Raw genomic sequence first — 15,260 nt, 5'->3', positions numbered from 1 at the left:
CGGGGATTTTGAATCACCCCCCCACAACCCTAACCTTAGGCTGCTCCGCACACTCCTCACACACCACCGACACGTTCAGCCTATACATCTCCAGCTTCACGCCCTGATCCGCACACGCTTGTTCCACCGCGCGTAATATCCGTTTGTCGTCCATGGATTGTTTTTTGCCGCAGGTAACGCAGCTCATGCTCCCCACAGGCTGTTCATCCTGCATGGAATACAGCAGCTTCCTACCTTGTTCCATATGTGCATAGATCACGCCAGCATCGTGCAGGTGTTTCAAGGTGCCGTACACCGTACCCAGACTAAGCGGTGTGTTGTGGTGCTGTAGTTGGTTGAAGATTTCTTCTACGGTCATGGCTTCTTTCTGTTCGTGCAGCACATTCAGTACCGCCAAACGCGCCAGTGTCATGCGTATACCTGCTTGGCGCAACAAGCCAGCGCCCACACTGTGTGTCATTAATACATTCGTCATGTGTTACTCCCTTGCCAAAGTAAGGAAGAATCTATGTCTTCCAAGGAACCTACTCCGCTTAACACCATGCTGCTTTCTAGTTCGGTGCGTAGTAGGTGCAATATGTGTGCTACCCCTGTAGCGCCTGCAACCGCCAACCCGTGCAATACGGGCCGCCCAATCAATACCGCTTTGGCACCTAAGGCCAAGGCTTTTAGTACGTCTGTGCCACGCTGTATGCCGCCATCCACCAACACCGGTACGTGGGCACCAACGGCGGCTACCACTAGCGGCAATACATCTAAGGCGGCAGGCACGCTGTCTAGTACACGTCCACCGTGGTTAGACACTATCACACCCGCTGCCCCCGCTTGCACGGCTAGCTGCGCATCGGCCGGGCGCAAGATGCCTTTTACCAGTACGGGTAGGGTGGTGTGTTTGACTAACCATGCCACGTCATCCCAACTCGCCATTTGAGTGACGAGGGGATGTTGAAATAAAGACTGCCCAGCTTCTAATACGCCGGGTATTTGCAACTTGTCTGCATAGGGCAGCAAGTTCACAGGTTTGATGCTCGCAGGCAGGCTAAAGCCAGATCGTTGCTCGGCATTACGGCTGCCTTGTATGGGCGCATCTACCGTCATCACGATGGCTTCGTAACCTGCAGCTTCAGCACGGCGCAATAAGGCCAAATTGACCTCTTTATCGGCCTGCCAATACAACTGAAACCAACGTGGGCCGGATGTAGCAGCGGCTACGTCTTCTAGGCTGACACTGGCTTGGGTGCTGACCACGTACACGGCTTGCAGTGCAGCAGCGGCAATAGCAGTCGCGCGTTCTGCATCGGCATGCGCTAAAGCATGAAAAGCCGTGGGTGCGATGAAAATAGGGTGTGCATAACGTTTACCGAACAGCTCCAGTTCAGTGTTGCCCTCGGTAATACGGCGCAATACATGCGGCCATAGCATCCGCTGTTCAAAGGCTGCCGCATTACGACGTTGGGTGATGCCATCCGCCGCCCCCGAGTTTACATACGCCCACGTCGCCGCCGGTAATAGCTCGCTGGCACGCTGTGCGTAATCAGCCAAGCAGCTTAGCCCTTGCAAGGATGCCTCGGCTTGGCTCATGTCTCTCCCCATTGGCGTATAAGGTTGTGATACACGCCAGATAAGCGTGTGACTTCATCTACCGAATCACCACGGCTCGCCAATTGCTGCACCACATTGTCCAGTTCGTATAAGGACTGACGGGCGCTGTCTTCGCGCACCATGCTTTGTGTCCAGAAAAAGGCCGCAAGCCGTTCACCCTGCGTGACCGGACAGACGCGGTGCAAGCTGGTGCCGGGGTACACCACAGCATGACCAGCTGGTAGTTTGACGCGCTGTGTGCCGTAGTTGTCTTGAATTTCTAGCTCTCCACCTTCGTAGCTATCTGGGTCACTAAAGAATACGGTGGTGGAAATGTCTGTACGTATACGCTCACCCGTTTGTGGGTGCACACGTATGGCGTTATCAATATGAAACCCGTAAGCGCCCCCGCCCTGGTAGCGGTTAAACATAGGCGGCAGTATTTTCAGGGGCAGGGCAAAGGACACAAACTTAGGCAACGAGGACAAGCGTTGCAACACCGCTTGGGCAAGTTCTATTGCCACGGGGTCTTGCACATTCAATTGCTCATTACTTTTTTGCTGTACCGCGATATAGCCTGCGGTTGCACGGCCATCTTGCCAGAATGCCTGTGCCAGCCGTTCACGTATGGCGTGGCACTCTTCTGCACTGAAAACTTCGGGAATCACCAGAATCATCTGTTTCTCCTAATGTGCCAGCAACAGAGCCGTCGCGAACAGGCTCTGTTGCTGTCCTATGGCTTACTCCCAGCGATAGGTGGCACTGAACATATAAGAACGTCCGGGAGCGACGTTTGCAAACACCCCTACGTGCGATGCATCATACAGCGCATTGTTAGACAGGTTATTCGCGTTGAACTGCAAGGACAAACTCTTACTTACGTCGTACTGCAACATAGCGTCGTAACGCAGGTAGCTAGGCAGTTCTAATGTGTTGGCATCATCTACATAGCGTTTGCCTAAGTAGGTCACACCGCCACCCAAAGTCAGCTCAGGCAAGATCTTGTAGGTAGTCCACAAGCTGGCGCTGTGACGTGCGATAAACTTGGTTTGGTTACCGTCATACACGCTGCATACACGAGGTCTCAAAATGCCGTCACCACTACAGTTTTGGTACTCCTTAATTTTAGGTGCTAGATAGGTATATCCTGCCCACACATTCCAACGTGGTGTAATCGCCCCCGAAGCACCAAGCTCCACCCCTCGCACACGGTTACTACCGTTAAGAGTTACATCTCCCGTTAACGGATCAGAGGAACGTGCATCCGTTTTATGAGTTTCAAAGTAGGCGGCCGTCAGTGACAAGCGTTCGTCGAATACATCCCACTTGGTACCAATTTCCCAACTGTAGCTTTTCTCGGGTTTCATATCACGCACAGTCGCGGTACCAGCTGCACCGTCCGCCCCTCCACCTTGGCCTAAGTTTTCGCCAGCTGGGTTAGAGGATGTTGCATACGACACGTAGATACTGCCATTTTCGGCAGGCTTATAAACAGCACCTAATTGGTAATTCCAGAAATTATCCTTGCTCTTTGTCTTGAAATCATCAACGGTAAAGCTTTCACGACGCAGACCCAAGTTCAGCAAGAACTGCTCGCTAAGTGCGATGGTGTCCATGAAGTAGATGGAGCGCGTTTTGATGTAACCGTCTTGGGTTTTATCACCGTACTGAAGACGGAAGTTGTAAGGCCTATTAGGATTAGGGTTCCACAAAGAATCAGTGTCTATCGCAGGCAAACCTGTCACAGCACGGCTATAAACTTTCTCGTAGGTGAACTCCACACCAGCACTATACGAGTGCTTCATGAAACCTGTATTGAAGGTACCGTACAAGTCGGTTTGGTTCTGCACTGCGGTGTTATAGCGCCAACGAGCACGGTTATCGCGTTTGAATTGTGCATCAGGGCCTTCGGTATAGCAGCTAGGTGCAGGGTTAGGATTAGTTTTAGAAGGGGTGCAGTTATCAAAACTGGGCCTAGTCATCAAGTAGTTATTCAACGACTCGGAATGACGCGTGATATTGCGGAAGTGCGTTTGATCTGAGAAATCATGCTCGAACAACATCGTCGAGGTTTTCATGGTGTTCTCGCGGAAGTCTGCGTTCATACGACCATAAAAGTTCTCTCTATCCACATTGGGCGGTGTATCCCTATCATTCACGGCATTCGCAAATGGAATACCCAAGTCTGGCGTATCCTTGTTTTTCAACTCGGAGTACGACAGCGTCAGGCGGGTAGGGGTACCCAAACCAAACGCGATTGAAGGTGCTACGCCCCAACGGTCAATCTCTGGGCCATCACGGCCTGGTACATCGCCACCCATTTTCATCACGTTCAAACGGATGGCAGTACTATCACCAATGGGCATGTTGGCATCAGCCGTGGTTCGCCACTGACTGGCATTACCAAAGCCTGCACTCAATTCCACAAATGGCTCTAGCCTTGGTGCTTTAGTGGTCAAGTTGATGCTACCGCCGGTACCACCACGGCCTGTGTAGGCAGAGCTAGGACCTTTGATGATTTCTACCGCTTCCAAGTTGAAGGTTTCGTGTGAACCACGAGCGTAGTCACGCAAACCATCAATGAAAATATCGGTACTGGCTTCGTAGCCGCGAATGAATGGACGGTCACCCACTGGGGTACCACCTTCACCCGAGCCCAATGTCACCCCGGGTGTAGTACGCAACACGTCTTGCAACGATGTGGCACCACGGTCTTTCATTTGCTGCTCGGTGATGATGTTCACCGTGCGGGGGGTGTCCAATAAGGGGGCGGTAAATTTAGGGCTGGAAAGTGAGCTAGGTGTTTGGTAAGTATCGTTAGGTACGTCACCCATCACTCGAATTTCTTTAAGAACAGTTGCTTCGGCTGCGGTAGCATTGTTTTCTTCTGCTTGTACTGGCGACATGGCGACCATTGCGCCTGCCAACACTACCGTACCAAATGCCGGCTTGAAACTGTCCATGGACAAAACGGTTGTCCCCTCCAACGCCTTGTCCTGCTGCGCTGACGCGTAATTGCTTAACACGTACCTCTCTCCTGAAATAAAAAAGGGCCAACCTTTACAGCCGAGGTGTTGCCCCTAGTAAAAGCCGCCAATCAAAACAAATGAGACTTGTTCTTATTTCAGAATAAAGAGTGGAACGTGAAGTTTTCGTCAATAAAACTCTGACACGCAATAAAACAAAACAATAATCAATCTTATTTATAATTCGATGATAATTTCACGCTGACTCTGCTACCCTAAATGTCTGCGCCCGCCTGAAGCGTATTCAGGATGCCGCTTGAAGATCATCCTCATGACTGAGAAACAAAACCCTATCCCCTACACCGTACTGATCGTCGAAGACGAATCCGTCATTGCCGAGAACATTCTGCTCACGTTAGAGGCCGAAGGCTTTACTGCCGATATCTCTAGAGATGCGCCATCGGCATTGCATCGCCTAGAACAAGGCAACTACGATCTGGTGCTGCTGGATATAGGGCTACCCGGTATGGACGGTTTGAGCATGCTGCAAAAAATGCGCCGCAAACTCAGTCTATCTACGCCCGTACTCTTACTCACAGCAAGGGCGACACTGGAAGACAAACTGCAAGGCTTTGCCTGCGGTGCCGACGACTATCTCACTAAACCCTTTGCACTCGAAGAGGTCGTTGTGCGCGCCCAAGCGCTCATACGTCGTTCACGGCAGTTGTGCGATACCGCTTTCTCGTTGCAATACGGCCCGCTGTGCTACGTGGTGGCCGACAAAAGCCTTAGCATTAATGGCGAAACCATTAAACTGCCGCGCAAATGTTTGATGATTCTAGAAATGCTAATGCGCTATTCCGGCCGCATCGTACCTAGACAAAAACTGGAAGAGTACTTGTGGCAAGGGGAGCCACCATCCTCTGAAGCGCTACGTAGTCAATTGCACCTATTGCGTAAAACCCTACAGCAACATCAGTACGAAGGCATAGAAACCGTGCATGGCATAGGTTGGCGACTCACGCTGGATACACCATGAAGCTACGTCGCTCGCTGTCTGGACGCATCACCTTAGTTCTCACCCTATTAATTTTTCTGGCGGTCAGTTTATCGGCGGTAGTCACTTATGCCATCTACACCACGCTAGAAGAAAACATGCTGGATACCTTGGTGCAAACTGAGTCCAAGCGCATCGCGGTGCGAGTATCCCGCTTTGGTGATCATTGGCAACAGCCGTTCGAGCGCGACATGGGGCCGTCCATGTATGCGTGGGGTGAAACCGATACCTTGCTCGCCCCCAGCATGCCAGAAGAACTACGTGAACTGCCGCTGGGTTTGCACTACATAGATAAGGGCAACACCGGCTGGCACGTGCAAGTAGCCAATGTGATGGATGGCCGTCTTTACGTGTTGTATGACTCCGTTGTGCTGATAGAACAATCGCGCCAGTTTGCGCTGGCTTTGGCGGGGATTGTGCTGCTCTGTACCTTGCTGGCACTGTTCTTCAGTAGAGCCATTGCCCGTTGGTTAGTCACCCCTATCAATACCATGACAGAACGGCTTACGCGCTGGTTACCCAGTGACTATAAAAGTGCTATTCCCCATACCGACGAAGAAGCTCGTTTGATGGAGATCTTTAGCCGTGCGCAAGATCAAGTAGACGCCACCATTGCCAACCAGCGTGAATTCACCGCTAACCTGCACCATGAAATTCGTACGCCGCTAAGCATTATTCGCAGTGATGCCGAGTTGATGTTGCGCCATCAGATGGTGAATGAGTCTGAACGTCCACGACTGCAACGCATTGTGCATGCCGTACAAGACATCAAACAATCACTAGAAAGCACCTACAGCCTTTGCCATGCGAGTGATACCGAAACCCGTGCTGAGATATCCCTGTATGACTGCCTGCAAGATGCAATGGCAGGGCAAGCACAAGACGCTGAAAACGCTAAGCTCATCATTAAAAATTTGGTGGACACAGCACAGCGCCCATCGCTGAATCAGCATGCCTTAATGACCGTCATACGCAATATTTTGCGTAACGCTATTGCCCACGCCGCCCCTGCGACATTAACCGTTACCTCTATAGAAAACGGCTTGCAATTCACAGATGATGGCCCGGGTATCGCCGCAGACGAACTCACCTCTATCTTTGAGCGCTATTTCAGCCATAGACGCACAGATCAACTTATAGACCCGCAAGCCACTGTATCTTCCAACACAGGCAGTGACTTAGAGCACCAAGCTGGCTTGGGCCTAGCCATTGCGAAACGGGTTTGCCACATGCAATCGTGGCAATTAGAAGTGACTTCCCCCGTTGAAGATGGTCACGGCACATGTTTTACCTTGCGTTTTCACCACCAACCACATAATCCTACCTAAAAATCGTGGAGAACCAGCAAGGCCGTCACCATTCGGCCCAGTTTGGAATACACTAAAGGATTGTTTATTTCCTCTTAGCAGAGCTTTGACATGAATACCGAATCCGCTCAGCCATCGCTGGCCTTTAGTATCAACCGTTCTACTCATCCACGTTCCGCGGAAGAGCGCGCCACCATTCTGGCTAAACCGGGTTTTGGTCAGTATTTCACCGATCACATGGCTGCCATTGATTGGAGCGTCGAGCAAGGTTGGCACGATGCCCGCATTCAGCCGTACGGCCCACTGCAACTGGATCCTGCTTCATCGGTACTGCACTACGGTCAGGAAATTTTTGAAGGCCTAAAAGCCTACCGTCATGCTGACGGTTCTATCTGGACATTCCGCCCAGAAGCCAACGCCGCACGCTTACAGCGTTCTGCCAGCCGTTTGGCCTTACCTCAGTTGCCTACAGACTTGTTCGTAGAGTCCATCAAACAACTGGTCAAGACAGACGCTGACTGGGTACCTTCTGCGCCAGAGACCAGCCTGTACCTGCGTCCATTCAGCATTGCTAACGAAAGCTTCTTAGGCGTACGCGCTGCACAACGTGCCGCTTACTACGTGATTGCCAGCCCAGCCGGTGCCTACTTCGCCAAAGGCGTAGCACCTGTGTCTATCTGGTTGTCCACCGAACTGAACCGTGCAGGCCGCGGCGGTACCGGCGCAGCCAAGTGTGGCGGTAACTACGCTGCATCCTTGGTGCCACAACAAGAAGCCAGCGACAACGGCTGTTCACAAGTACTGTTCTTAGATTCCGTAGAAGGCAAATACTTGGAAGAGCTAGGCGGTATGAACCTGTTCCTAGTACGCAAAGACGGTAGCCTGCTGACCCCAGCACTGTCTGGCAGCATCCTGGAAGGTATCACTCGCGCTAGCATCATCCAACTGGCACGCGATCGCGGCCACGAAGTGGAAGAGAGTCGTATCACCGTTGAAGAATGGCGCGAAGGCGTTGCTTCCGGCGATATCGTAGAAGCCTTTGCTTGTGGTACAGCCGCTGTCGTGACCCCTATTGGTCAACTGAAAGGCCATGACTTCGCGATTGGCAACCCAGATGCCCCAGCAGGCAAAATCACCATGGAACTGCGTCAAGCATTGACCGACCTGCAATACGGTCGCGCTCCAGATCCACACGGTTGGTTAGTACGTTTGGTGTAAGTTCTTCACCAAGCTGTAGAAAAAGCCCGATGCTTGCGTCGGGCTTTTTTTATGGTTGTGGAGGCTGTTCTTAAGTATCAGTGGTAGCTGGGCATCATTGCTACGTGCCTACACTGGGCTGCCGTAGCCTTAGGCTTTGCTCTAGCCAGTCACGCTACATAACAACACGCAATCAAGAGGGCCAAACCTTATCTACAACCAGGAATCAGAAGCGACTAAAAGTGCCTGTAGTACATGGATAGATACTACGTCTTAAGCACAAATGTAGACATGCCTGTGTTCTATGCCCGCTTTTCCCTGAGGATTACGCTATTCAATTGGCTCATTAAAAACAGGCCAACGGCACACAAGAAAGGGCAGTAAATCTATCGCCGATCAAAACTGTAGGGGGGGGGACGGAGAGGAAACTTTTTTGATTTGGTGTCTCAAATCACAAAAAGTATTCCTGCAGTTCCCCAACGCGTGCGATGAATAGAGCGTCACAGCCTACAAACCTTCAACGTAGCGCCCACAAAAAACAAACCCCTGCATTTCTACAGGGGCTTATTCAACTTATACAGCAATACATCTATCTACCGAGGTATAAACACCTTAGCGCGCAAACTGCGACAGATGACAAGACAGCACATCAGCAATCGCATGATCGCTTAACCCGCGCGCCTTAAGATCGGCCGTCAGGGCAGCCACATCTACATCCACCAACGTACGCTGATCAGAAGTAGGGCGGTCGTCACGCACGATGCGGAAATCGAAATCGCGCTCAGGCGTTTTACGCACTTCGTAGTGCATGACTTCATCAATCTGATTATCAGGTGTGAAGGTCAACACGGTAGGGCGCAGATCGTACAACTCAGCCGTTTGCACATACTCGGATGCGCAAATAATGACCTGATCGCCTTTCTGGCACGTACGTGCTGCGGCACCGTTCAAAATGCAGCAGCGTGAGCCTGGCTCACCATAAATCACGTAAGTAGAAATCCGCGCACCGCTTTGCTTATTCCAGATTTCCACGAACTCCATCGGAAAAATACCTGCTTGTTCGCAGACTTCCGGATCCAAGGTAATGGAACCATGGTAGTTCAGATCCGCTCCGGTAATGGTGATACCGTGCAGCTTGGCGCGGACAACTTTTTTCATGCTAGTAATGGGCCATCAAAAGATAAAAAATCGGTCAACATCATGGGCCGTAGGCCCCGTTGATTGCTAAACCATTTTACCCAATCTCTACGCAAATGGTGGCGTAGGAGTGGGAAAACCACGTTAGCCTTCTTCTACAAACTGCTGCACTTCGGCAGGGGTTAAGTAGCGAGACTCGCCCAGTTCCAACGTATCATCCAACGCCAACGAGCCAATACGCTCACGATGCAAGGTCAGAACCAAGTTCCCCAACGAGGCAAACATGCGTTTAACCTGATGGTATTTGCCTTCTTGGATAGTGAGTCGTGCCGTGCGCTCGTCAATGCGTTCTAACACAGCAGGTAAGGTGGCTTTGTCTTCACCATTCAACAAAATACCTGCTTGAAATACAGCTTCGGCATTATCGGGCAACGGCTCAGCCAAGGTTGCTACATAGACCTTATCGCACTGATGGCGGGGCGAAATAATACGGTGCGTCCATTGGCCGTCGTCCGTAATCAAAATCAACCCTGTGGTATCTACATCCAGCCTACCTACAGTGTGCAAACGATCGCGCTTTTCTATGTCCAACAGCGTCATGACTGAAGGGTAAGCACTATTCTTAAGACTGCACTCATAGCCAGCGGGTTTGTTGAGCATCAGATAACGCAAACCAATCAATTCGAGCACGTCATCTTCCCACTTAACGACGTCGCCCTCTTGCACTATGTAGGTGCCTTTGGTGACCACCTCACCGTTAACCGTGATTTCCTCGCTTTTGAGCACTTTACGTGCATCAGAGCGGCTGAGGTCGGTGCTCTCACCAAGAAACTTATCTAGGCGCATTCCATTTCCAAACAAAGCGTTGTTAACTAATTTTCTGTTTTTAGCTGTGTTCAACGTAACAACGGCCTGAACTCAACACAGATAAAGAAAAAGCGGACCCACAAAAAGTAGTCCGCTTTTTTTCAAACCTCATTGATCACATTGATGTGGAAACCCACAGCAATTACACGTCAATGTTGCCAGCCTGCAAGGCGTGAGTTTCGATAAACGCACGACGTGGCTCAACTTCATCACCCATCAAGGTAGTGAATACCTGATCCGCAGCGATAGCGTCTTCGATACGTACTTGCAGCAGACGACGGGCAGATGGGTCCATGGTGGTTTCCCACAACTGCTCGGGGTTCATCTCACCCAGACCTTTATAGCGCTGTTTGGACACACCACGTTCCGCTTCGGAACGCAGCCAGTGCATCGCGTCACGGAAGTCGTCAATTGGCGACTCTTTACGGCGATCACCTTCGCCACGCATTACCATCGCGCCTTCACCAATCAGACCCAAGAAGGTTTGACCAGCACGGCTTAGTGTCAGGTAGTCGGAGCCACGCAAGAAGGCTTTATCAAACACACTCACACGTACGTTACCGTGGTGCAGGCGGTTTGCCAGCAAGCGCCACTGACCTGCATCGTCTTGCTCTACGCTGACGGTAAACAGATGTGGGTTAGCGGGGTCTTGCAAACGTTCTAGCAGCTCTTTAGCTGATTGCTGTGCAGCGGCTTCGTCATCCAGCTTGATAACGCTACCCTCAGCAATCGCTGACAGTACTTCGCTATCCATTAAGCGGGACAATCTATCAATCACTTGGTCAGCCAATACGTACTGACGCACCAAGCTTTCCAGCGCATTACCTGTAATAGGCTCTGCACCTTCACGTGGCAGCAATTGCGCATCTTTCACGGCAATGGTCAGCATAAACTGAGCTTCTTCCGCTTCGTCTTTCAGATAGCGCTCATCACGGCCCACTTTTACTTTGTACAGTGGTGGTTGCGCAATGTAGATGTATCCACGTTCGATCAACTCTGGCATCTGACGGTAAATCAGCGTCAGCAGCAGGGTACGAATGTGTGCACCATCCACGTCCGCGTCAGTCATGATGATGATGCGGTGGTACCGCAATTTGCTGACGTCGAAATCTGGGCCAATGCTGGTACCCAAAGCGGTAATCAATACAGTGACCTGTTCGCTGCTGATCAGTTTGTCGAAACGTGCTTTTTCCACGTTCAGAATTTTGCCTCGCAGCGGCAAAATCGCTTGGAATTTACGGTCACGGCCTTGCTTAGCCGAACCACCCGCGGAGTCACCCTCCACAATGTACAGTTCGGATTTCGCTGGGTCTTTTTCTTGGCAGTCAGCCAGTTTGCCAGGCAAACCAGCACCTTCCAGCACGCTCTTACGACGCGTTACTTCACGCGCCTTACGAGCGGCCTCACGGGCGCGCGCTGCTTCAATAATCTTGTTGCAGACTGAGCGTGCGTCGGTTGGGTTTTCTTGCAACCAGGTTTCTAAGGTACGGCTTACCGCTTCTTCAACGGCAGGACGCACTTCACTGGATACCAATTTGTCTTTAGTCTGGCTACTGAACTTAGGCTCAGGCACTTTCACCGACAACACGCAGGCTAAACCTTCGCGCATATCGTCGCCGGAGGTTTCTACCTTGGCGCGTTTAGCTAACTCGTTATCGCTGATGTATTTGTTCAGCACGCGAGTCATTGCAGCACGCAGGCCAGTTAAGTGACTACCACCATCACGCTGAGGAATGTTATTGGTGAAACACAGCACGTTTTCAGCGTAGCTGTCATTCCACTGCATGGCGATTTCCACGCCTACCAACACACCACCGGCTTCGGATTCTGTTTCTACCGAGAACACGTTAGGGTGCAACACGCTTTTACCGCGGTTGATGTATTCCACAAAGCCTTTGACGCCACCTAAGAAAGCGAAGTCTTCTTCTTTGTTCTGGCGCTCGTCAATCAGCTTAACTTTGACGCCATTATTCAAGAAGGACAATTCGCGCAGGCGTTTTGCCAAGATCTCGTAGGTGTACTCTACGTTGTTGAAAATCTCGTGGTCAGCCAAGTAACGTACTTGCGTACCAGTTTTGTTGGCATCGCCAACCACTTTCAACGGCTCTACACGCTCACCACGCTGAAAACGCAGGTAGTGTTCATGGCCATTACGCCAGATTGTCAGATCCAACCACTCGGACAACGCGTTCACACACGACACACCTACCCCGTGCAAGCCGCCAGACACCTTGTAGGAGTTCTGGTCAAACTTACCGCCGGCGTGCAGTTCTGTCATAACGATTTCAGCAGCACTACGTTGCTCTTCGTCGTCTTTGTGAATGTCCGTAGGAATACCACGTCCGTTATCGCAGACAGAAATACTGTTGTCTGCGTGGATAGTGACAAGAATTTCATCACAATGCCCGGCCAGCGCTTCGTCAATGGCGTTATCCACCACCTCGAATACCATATGGTGCAAACCGGTACCGTCCGAGGTATCGCCAATGTACATGCCTGGGCGTTTACGAACCGCTTCCAGGCCTTTGAGCATGCGAATTGAATCGGCGCCGTACTCGGTGTTTGGAGTGCTTTGATCTGACATGTATTGTTTATACCCTTAGTAAGCCAATGCTTAAATGCGCATTGGCATGACAACGTATTTGAATGCATCCTCATCGGGCAGAGTGATCAGCACCGATGCATTGGAATCCGGCTGCACCGACCAGCGTACCTGTTCGGTTTTGACGTTCGCCAATACATCCAGCAAGTAGCTGACGTTAAAGCCTACATCCAGTGGCTCAAATTCGTAGTCAATTTCAATTTCTTCGTTGGCTTCTTCTTGCTCCGCGTTGGAAGCAGAAATACGCAACTGGTGGTTCGCCAAGTTCACACGTACGCCACGCAGTTTGTCGGTGGTCAAAATAGCCGCACGTTGCAAACTACCTTGCAGCGCTTCACGGTTGACCGTGAAATGGCGTGTATAGGTAGATGGAATCACGCGGGTGAAATCAGGGAATTTCCCTTCCACCAACTTGGAGATCAGCTCAACTTGGTCAAAGCTGAAGCGAATCTGGCCGCCTGCCACCTGAATTTGCACAGCATCATCAATCTCACCCAACAGACGCTGCATTTCCAGCACTGTTTTACGTGGAACAATGACGTCTTGGCGGCTTTCTAACCCTTCGATCTCGGTACCATTGTGTACCAAACGGTGGCTATCTGTTGCCACGGTACGTACCCAACCGGGTTCAAACACAAACAACATACCGTTCAAGTAGTAACGGATATCTTGTTGAGCCATCGCGAAGTGCGCCGTGTTGAACAAGTGCTTCAATGTGCGCTGAGGCAATGCCAACGATACATCCCACTGCTCTGGCTGAGCCAAAGTAGGGAACTCGTTAGCATCCATGGTTTGCAACGCAAAACGGCTACGACCAGACTGCACAATCAGTTTGCCATCTACCAGAGACAGCACTACGTCACCCACATCAGGCAAGGCGCGCAGAATATCCAGTAATTTACGTGCAGCAACCGTGGTTGCCACATTCTCATCACCCACACCAAAATCAGCATGAGTGGTGATTTGCACTTCCATATCGGAGGCAATAAACGAAACCCTAGAGCCTTCTTTGCGCAAAAGAATGTTGGCAAGAATAGGCAAGGTGTGGCGACGCTCGACAATCCCTACTACTGTCGATAATGGCTTGAGCAATGCGTCACGAGAGGCTTGTACAAGTTGCATGGTCATCCTTTCAGGGTTTGTTCAAGTACGTGTAAAGAGTGATTCAACTCTGTCTGCTTGCTGCGTGCCTCAGTAATTTTACGCACCGCATGCAGCACCGTCGTGTGATCCCGCCCACCAAACAACTCGCCAATTTCTGGCAGACTTTTTTGAGTGAGTTCTTTGGCCAAATACATAGCAATTTGGCGGGGCAGGGCAATATTAGCAGGACGTCGTTTTGAGTACATGTCCGCTACTTTGATTTTATAGAAATCTGCTACCGTTTTCTGAATGTTTTCTACCGTAATCTGCCCATTGGAAACAGAGAGTAAATCCTTCAAGGCATCTTTACAGACTTCTACACTCAGCACATCGCGGCCATGGAAACGGGCGTAGGCCGATACCTTACGCAGCGCGCCTTCCAGCTCACGCACGTTACTGCGCAAATGCTTGGCGATAAAGAACGCGACTTCCTCTGGCATCACAATGCCTTCGGTCTGTGCTTTACGCAGCAAAATGGCGACTCGCATCTCTAGTTCAGGCGGCTCAATAGCCACCGTCAAACCAGAGTCAAATCGAGAAATCAGTCGGCTATCGATATTAGACAGTTCTTTTGGATAGGTATCCGACGTGATAATGATCTGCTTGCGCTGTGCCACCATGGCTTCAAACGCGTAGAAAAACTCTTCTTGTGTACGGTTCTTACCAGCAAAAAACTGAATATCGTCAATTAACAATAAATCCAGCGAGTGGTAGTAGCGTTTGAACTCATCAAAGGCTTTACGTTGATACGCTTTCACCACATCGGACACATATTGGTCAGCGTGCACGTAACGTACACGCATACCTGTGCCATTTGCCAACAAGGCGTTACCAATAGCGTGAATCAAGTGAGTCTTACCCAGGCCCACACCACCATACAAAAACAGCGGGTTGTAGGACACACCTGGATTTTCAGCAACTTGTAACGCGGCAGCACGTGCCAACTGGTTGGCTTTACCAGTCACGAAATTATCGAAAGTCAGCTCAGGATTCAAACGCGAACGTTCGTGTACCGCATCAGCCACAACGGCAGCGGGATTCACAACCGCGGCTTCAGCCGCCGGTTCAACGCCGCCCATCGCAGACGGTGCAACTGCACCCGATGCTGATGCCGCTGATGGCATACGACGTGGCACAGCAGGTTGTGCAGCAGGTGCATTAGCAGCCAGCTCTAACGCAAGCTCAACAGGACGACCGAACCATTCGCTGGCTAAGTCCTGTATGCGGTGCGAAAAGTTCTTACGCACCCAATCCAATTTAAAACGGTTCGGCGCTGACAGGCGCAAGATTGCCTGCCCTTCATCGTATTCCAAAGGAACCAAAGGGCGTATCCAAGCACTAATTTGCTGCGGCGGGAGCTCCTGTTCAAGCGTCTGAACGCAAGACTGCCAAAATTCGTTCAT

The 15,260-nt window shown here is 51.0% G+C and carries 12 protein-coding genes; 3 read left to right on the top strand and 9 right to left on the bottom strand.

Going from position 1 to position 15,260, the window contains the following annotated elements; translation table 11 throughout:
* Positions 1-13 precede the first annotated feature (13 nt).
* The 4 genes from AC3QL0_RS00060 to AC3QL0_RS00045 all read right to left on the bottom strand — a co-directional run bounded on the left by AC3QL0_RS00060 (position 14) and on the right by AC3QL0_RS00045 (position 4,607).
* Positions 14-475, bottom strand: coding sequence for a Fur family transcriptional regulator (locus tag AC3QL0_RS00060; RefSeq protein WP_493009501.1), 462 nt, complete (start codon positions 473-475; stop codon positions 14-16).
* Positions 472-1,581 carry an alpha-hydroxy acid oxidase gene (locus tag AC3QL0_RS00055; RefSeq protein WP_493009500.1) on the bottom strand — a complete coding sequence of 370 codons (1,110 nt, stop codon included), beginning with the start codon at positions 1,579-1,581 and terminating at the stop codon, positions 472-474. The genes AC3QL0_RS00060 and AC3QL0_RS00055 overlap by 4 nt, the downstream gene beginning before the upstream one ends.
* Positions 1,578-2,258 carry a Fe2+-dependent dioxygenase gene (locus tag AC3QL0_RS00050; protein ID WP_493009499.1) on the bottom strand — a complete coding sequence of 227 codons (681 nt, stop codon included), beginning with the start codon at positions 2,256-2,258 and terminating at the stop codon, positions 1,578-1,580. The genes AC3QL0_RS00055 and AC3QL0_RS00050 overlap by 4 nt, the downstream gene beginning before the upstream one ends.
* 63 nt (positions 2,259-2,321) lie before the next feature.
* Complete coding sequence (locus AC3QL0_RS00045) at positions 2,322-4,607, bottom strand: TonB-dependent receptor (protein WP_493009498.1); 2,286 nt, start codon at positions 4,605-4,607, stop codon at positions 2,322-2,324.
* A gap of 271 nt (positions 4,608-4,878) precedes the next feature.
* On the opposite strand from AC3QL0_RS00045, the gene AC3QL0_RS00040 reads away from it, so the two are divergent.
* The 3 genes from AC3QL0_RS00040 to AC3QL0_RS00030 all read left to right on the top strand — a co-directional run bounded on the left by AC3QL0_RS00040 (position 4,879) and on the right by AC3QL0_RS00030 (position 8,129).
* The gene (locus AC3QL0_RS00040; protein ID WP_493009497.1) at positions 4,879-5,586 is read left to right on the top strand and encodes a response regulator transcription factor; all 708 of its coding nucleotides are present in this window, start codon (positions 4,879-4,881) and stop codon (positions 5,584-5,586) included.
* Complete coding sequence (locus tag AC3QL0_RS00035; RefSeq protein ID WP_493009496.1) at positions 5,583-6,932, top strand: sensor histidine kinase; 1,350 nt, start codon at positions 5,583-5,585, stop codon at positions 6,930-6,932. Before AC3QL0_RS00040 ends, AC3QL0_RS00035 begins: the two co-directional genes overlap by 4 nt.
* Before the next feature lie 90 nt (positions 6,933-7,022).
* Positions 7,023-8,129: a branched-chain amino acid aminotransferase gene (locus AC3QL0_RS00030; RefSeq protein ID WP_493009495.1), complete on the top strand. Its 1,107-nt coding sequence runs from the start codon at positions 7,023-7,025 to the stop codon at positions 8,127-8,129.
* 591 nt (positions 8,130-8,720) lie between these two features.
* On the opposite strand, the gene panD is transcribed toward AC3QL0_RS00030, so the two are convergent.
* From panD to dnaA, 5 genes are all read right to left on the bottom strand, one after another.
* Positions 8,721-9,266: an aspartate 1-decarboxylase gene (panD, locus tag AC3QL0_RS00025; RefSeq protein WP_430221942.1), complete on the bottom strand. Its 546-nt coding sequence runs from the start codon at positions 9,264-9,266 to the stop codon at positions 8,721-8,723.
* A gap of 123 nt (positions 9,267-9,389) precedes the next feature.
* A complete protein-coding gene (locus AC3QL0_RS00020) occupies positions 9,390-10,091 on the bottom strand; it encodes a pseudouridine synthase (protein ID WP_493009493.1) in 702 nt (233 codons plus the stop codon).
* Positions 10,092-10,254: 163 nt separating this feature from the next.
* Positions 10,255-12,696, bottom strand: a complete 2,442-nt coding sequence (gene gyrB / locus AC3QL0_RS00015) for a DNA topoisomerase (ATP-hydrolyzing) subunit B (protein WP_493009492.1) — start codon at positions 12,694-12,696, stop codon at positions 10,255-10,257.
* A gap of 30 nt (positions 12,697-12,726) precedes the next feature.
* Entirely contained in the window at positions 12,727-13,836 is a 1,110-nt protein-coding gene (gene dnaN, locus AC3QL0_RS00010) for a DNA polymerase III subunit beta (RefSeq protein ID WP_493009491.1), read from the bottom strand.
* A 2-nt stretch (positions 13,837-13,838) separates the two neighbouring features.
* A complete protein-coding gene (gene dnaA, locus AC3QL0_RS00005) occupies positions 13,839-15,260 on the bottom strand; it encodes a chromosomal replication initiator protein DnaA (protein WP_493009490.1) in 1,422 nt (473 codons plus the stop codon).

The sequence above is a fragment of the Paenalcaligenes sp. GW821-LYS-B07-1 genome, assembly GCF_058803365.1.
This window is presented reverse-complemented; position numbering and strand designations above follow the sequence as displayed.

Coding starts and splice junctions, on each gene's coding strand:
- AC3QL0_RS00050 (WP_493009499.1), bottom strand. CDS start 2,258: ATGATTCTGGTGATTCCCGAAGTTTTCAGTGCAGAAGAGTGCCACGCC.
- dnaA (WP_493009490.1), bottom strand. CDS start 15,260: ATGAACGAATTTTGGCAGTCTTGCGTTCAGACGCTTGAACAGGAGCTC.
- gyrB (WP_493009492.1), bottom strand. CDS start 12,696: ATGTCAGATCAAAGCACTCCAAACACCGAGTACGGCGCCGATTCAATT.
- AC3QL0_RS00030 (WP_493009495.1), top strand. CDS start 7,023: ATGAATACCGAATCCGCTCAGCCATCGCTGGCCTTTAGTATCAACCGT.
- dnaN (WP_493009491.1), bottom strand. CDS start 13,836: ATGCAACTTGTACAAGCCTCTCGTGACGCATTGCTCAAGCCATTATCG.
- panD (WP_430221942.1), bottom strand. CDS start 9,266: ATGAAAAAAGTTGTCCGCGCCAAGCTGCACGGTATCACCATTACCGGA.
- AC3QL0_RS00040 (WP_493009497.1), top strand. CDS start 4,879: ATGACTGAGAAACAAAACCCTATCCCCTACACCGTACTGATCGTCGAA.
- AC3QL0_RS00055 (WP_493009500.1), bottom strand. CDS start 1,581: ATGAGCCAAGCCGAGGCATCCTTGCAAGGGCTAAGCTGCTTGGCTGAT.
- AC3QL0_RS00060 (WP_493009501.1), bottom strand. CDS start 475: ATGACGAATGTATTAATGACACACAGTGTGGGCGCTGGCTTGTTGCGC.
- AC3QL0_RS00020 (WP_493009493.1), bottom strand. CDS start 10,091: ATGCGCCTAGATAAGTTTCTTGGTGAGAGCACCGACCTCAGCCGCTCT.
- AC3QL0_RS00035 (WP_493009496.1), top strand. CDS start 5,583: ATGAAGCTACGTCGCTCGCTGTCTGGACGCATCACCTTAGTTCTCACC.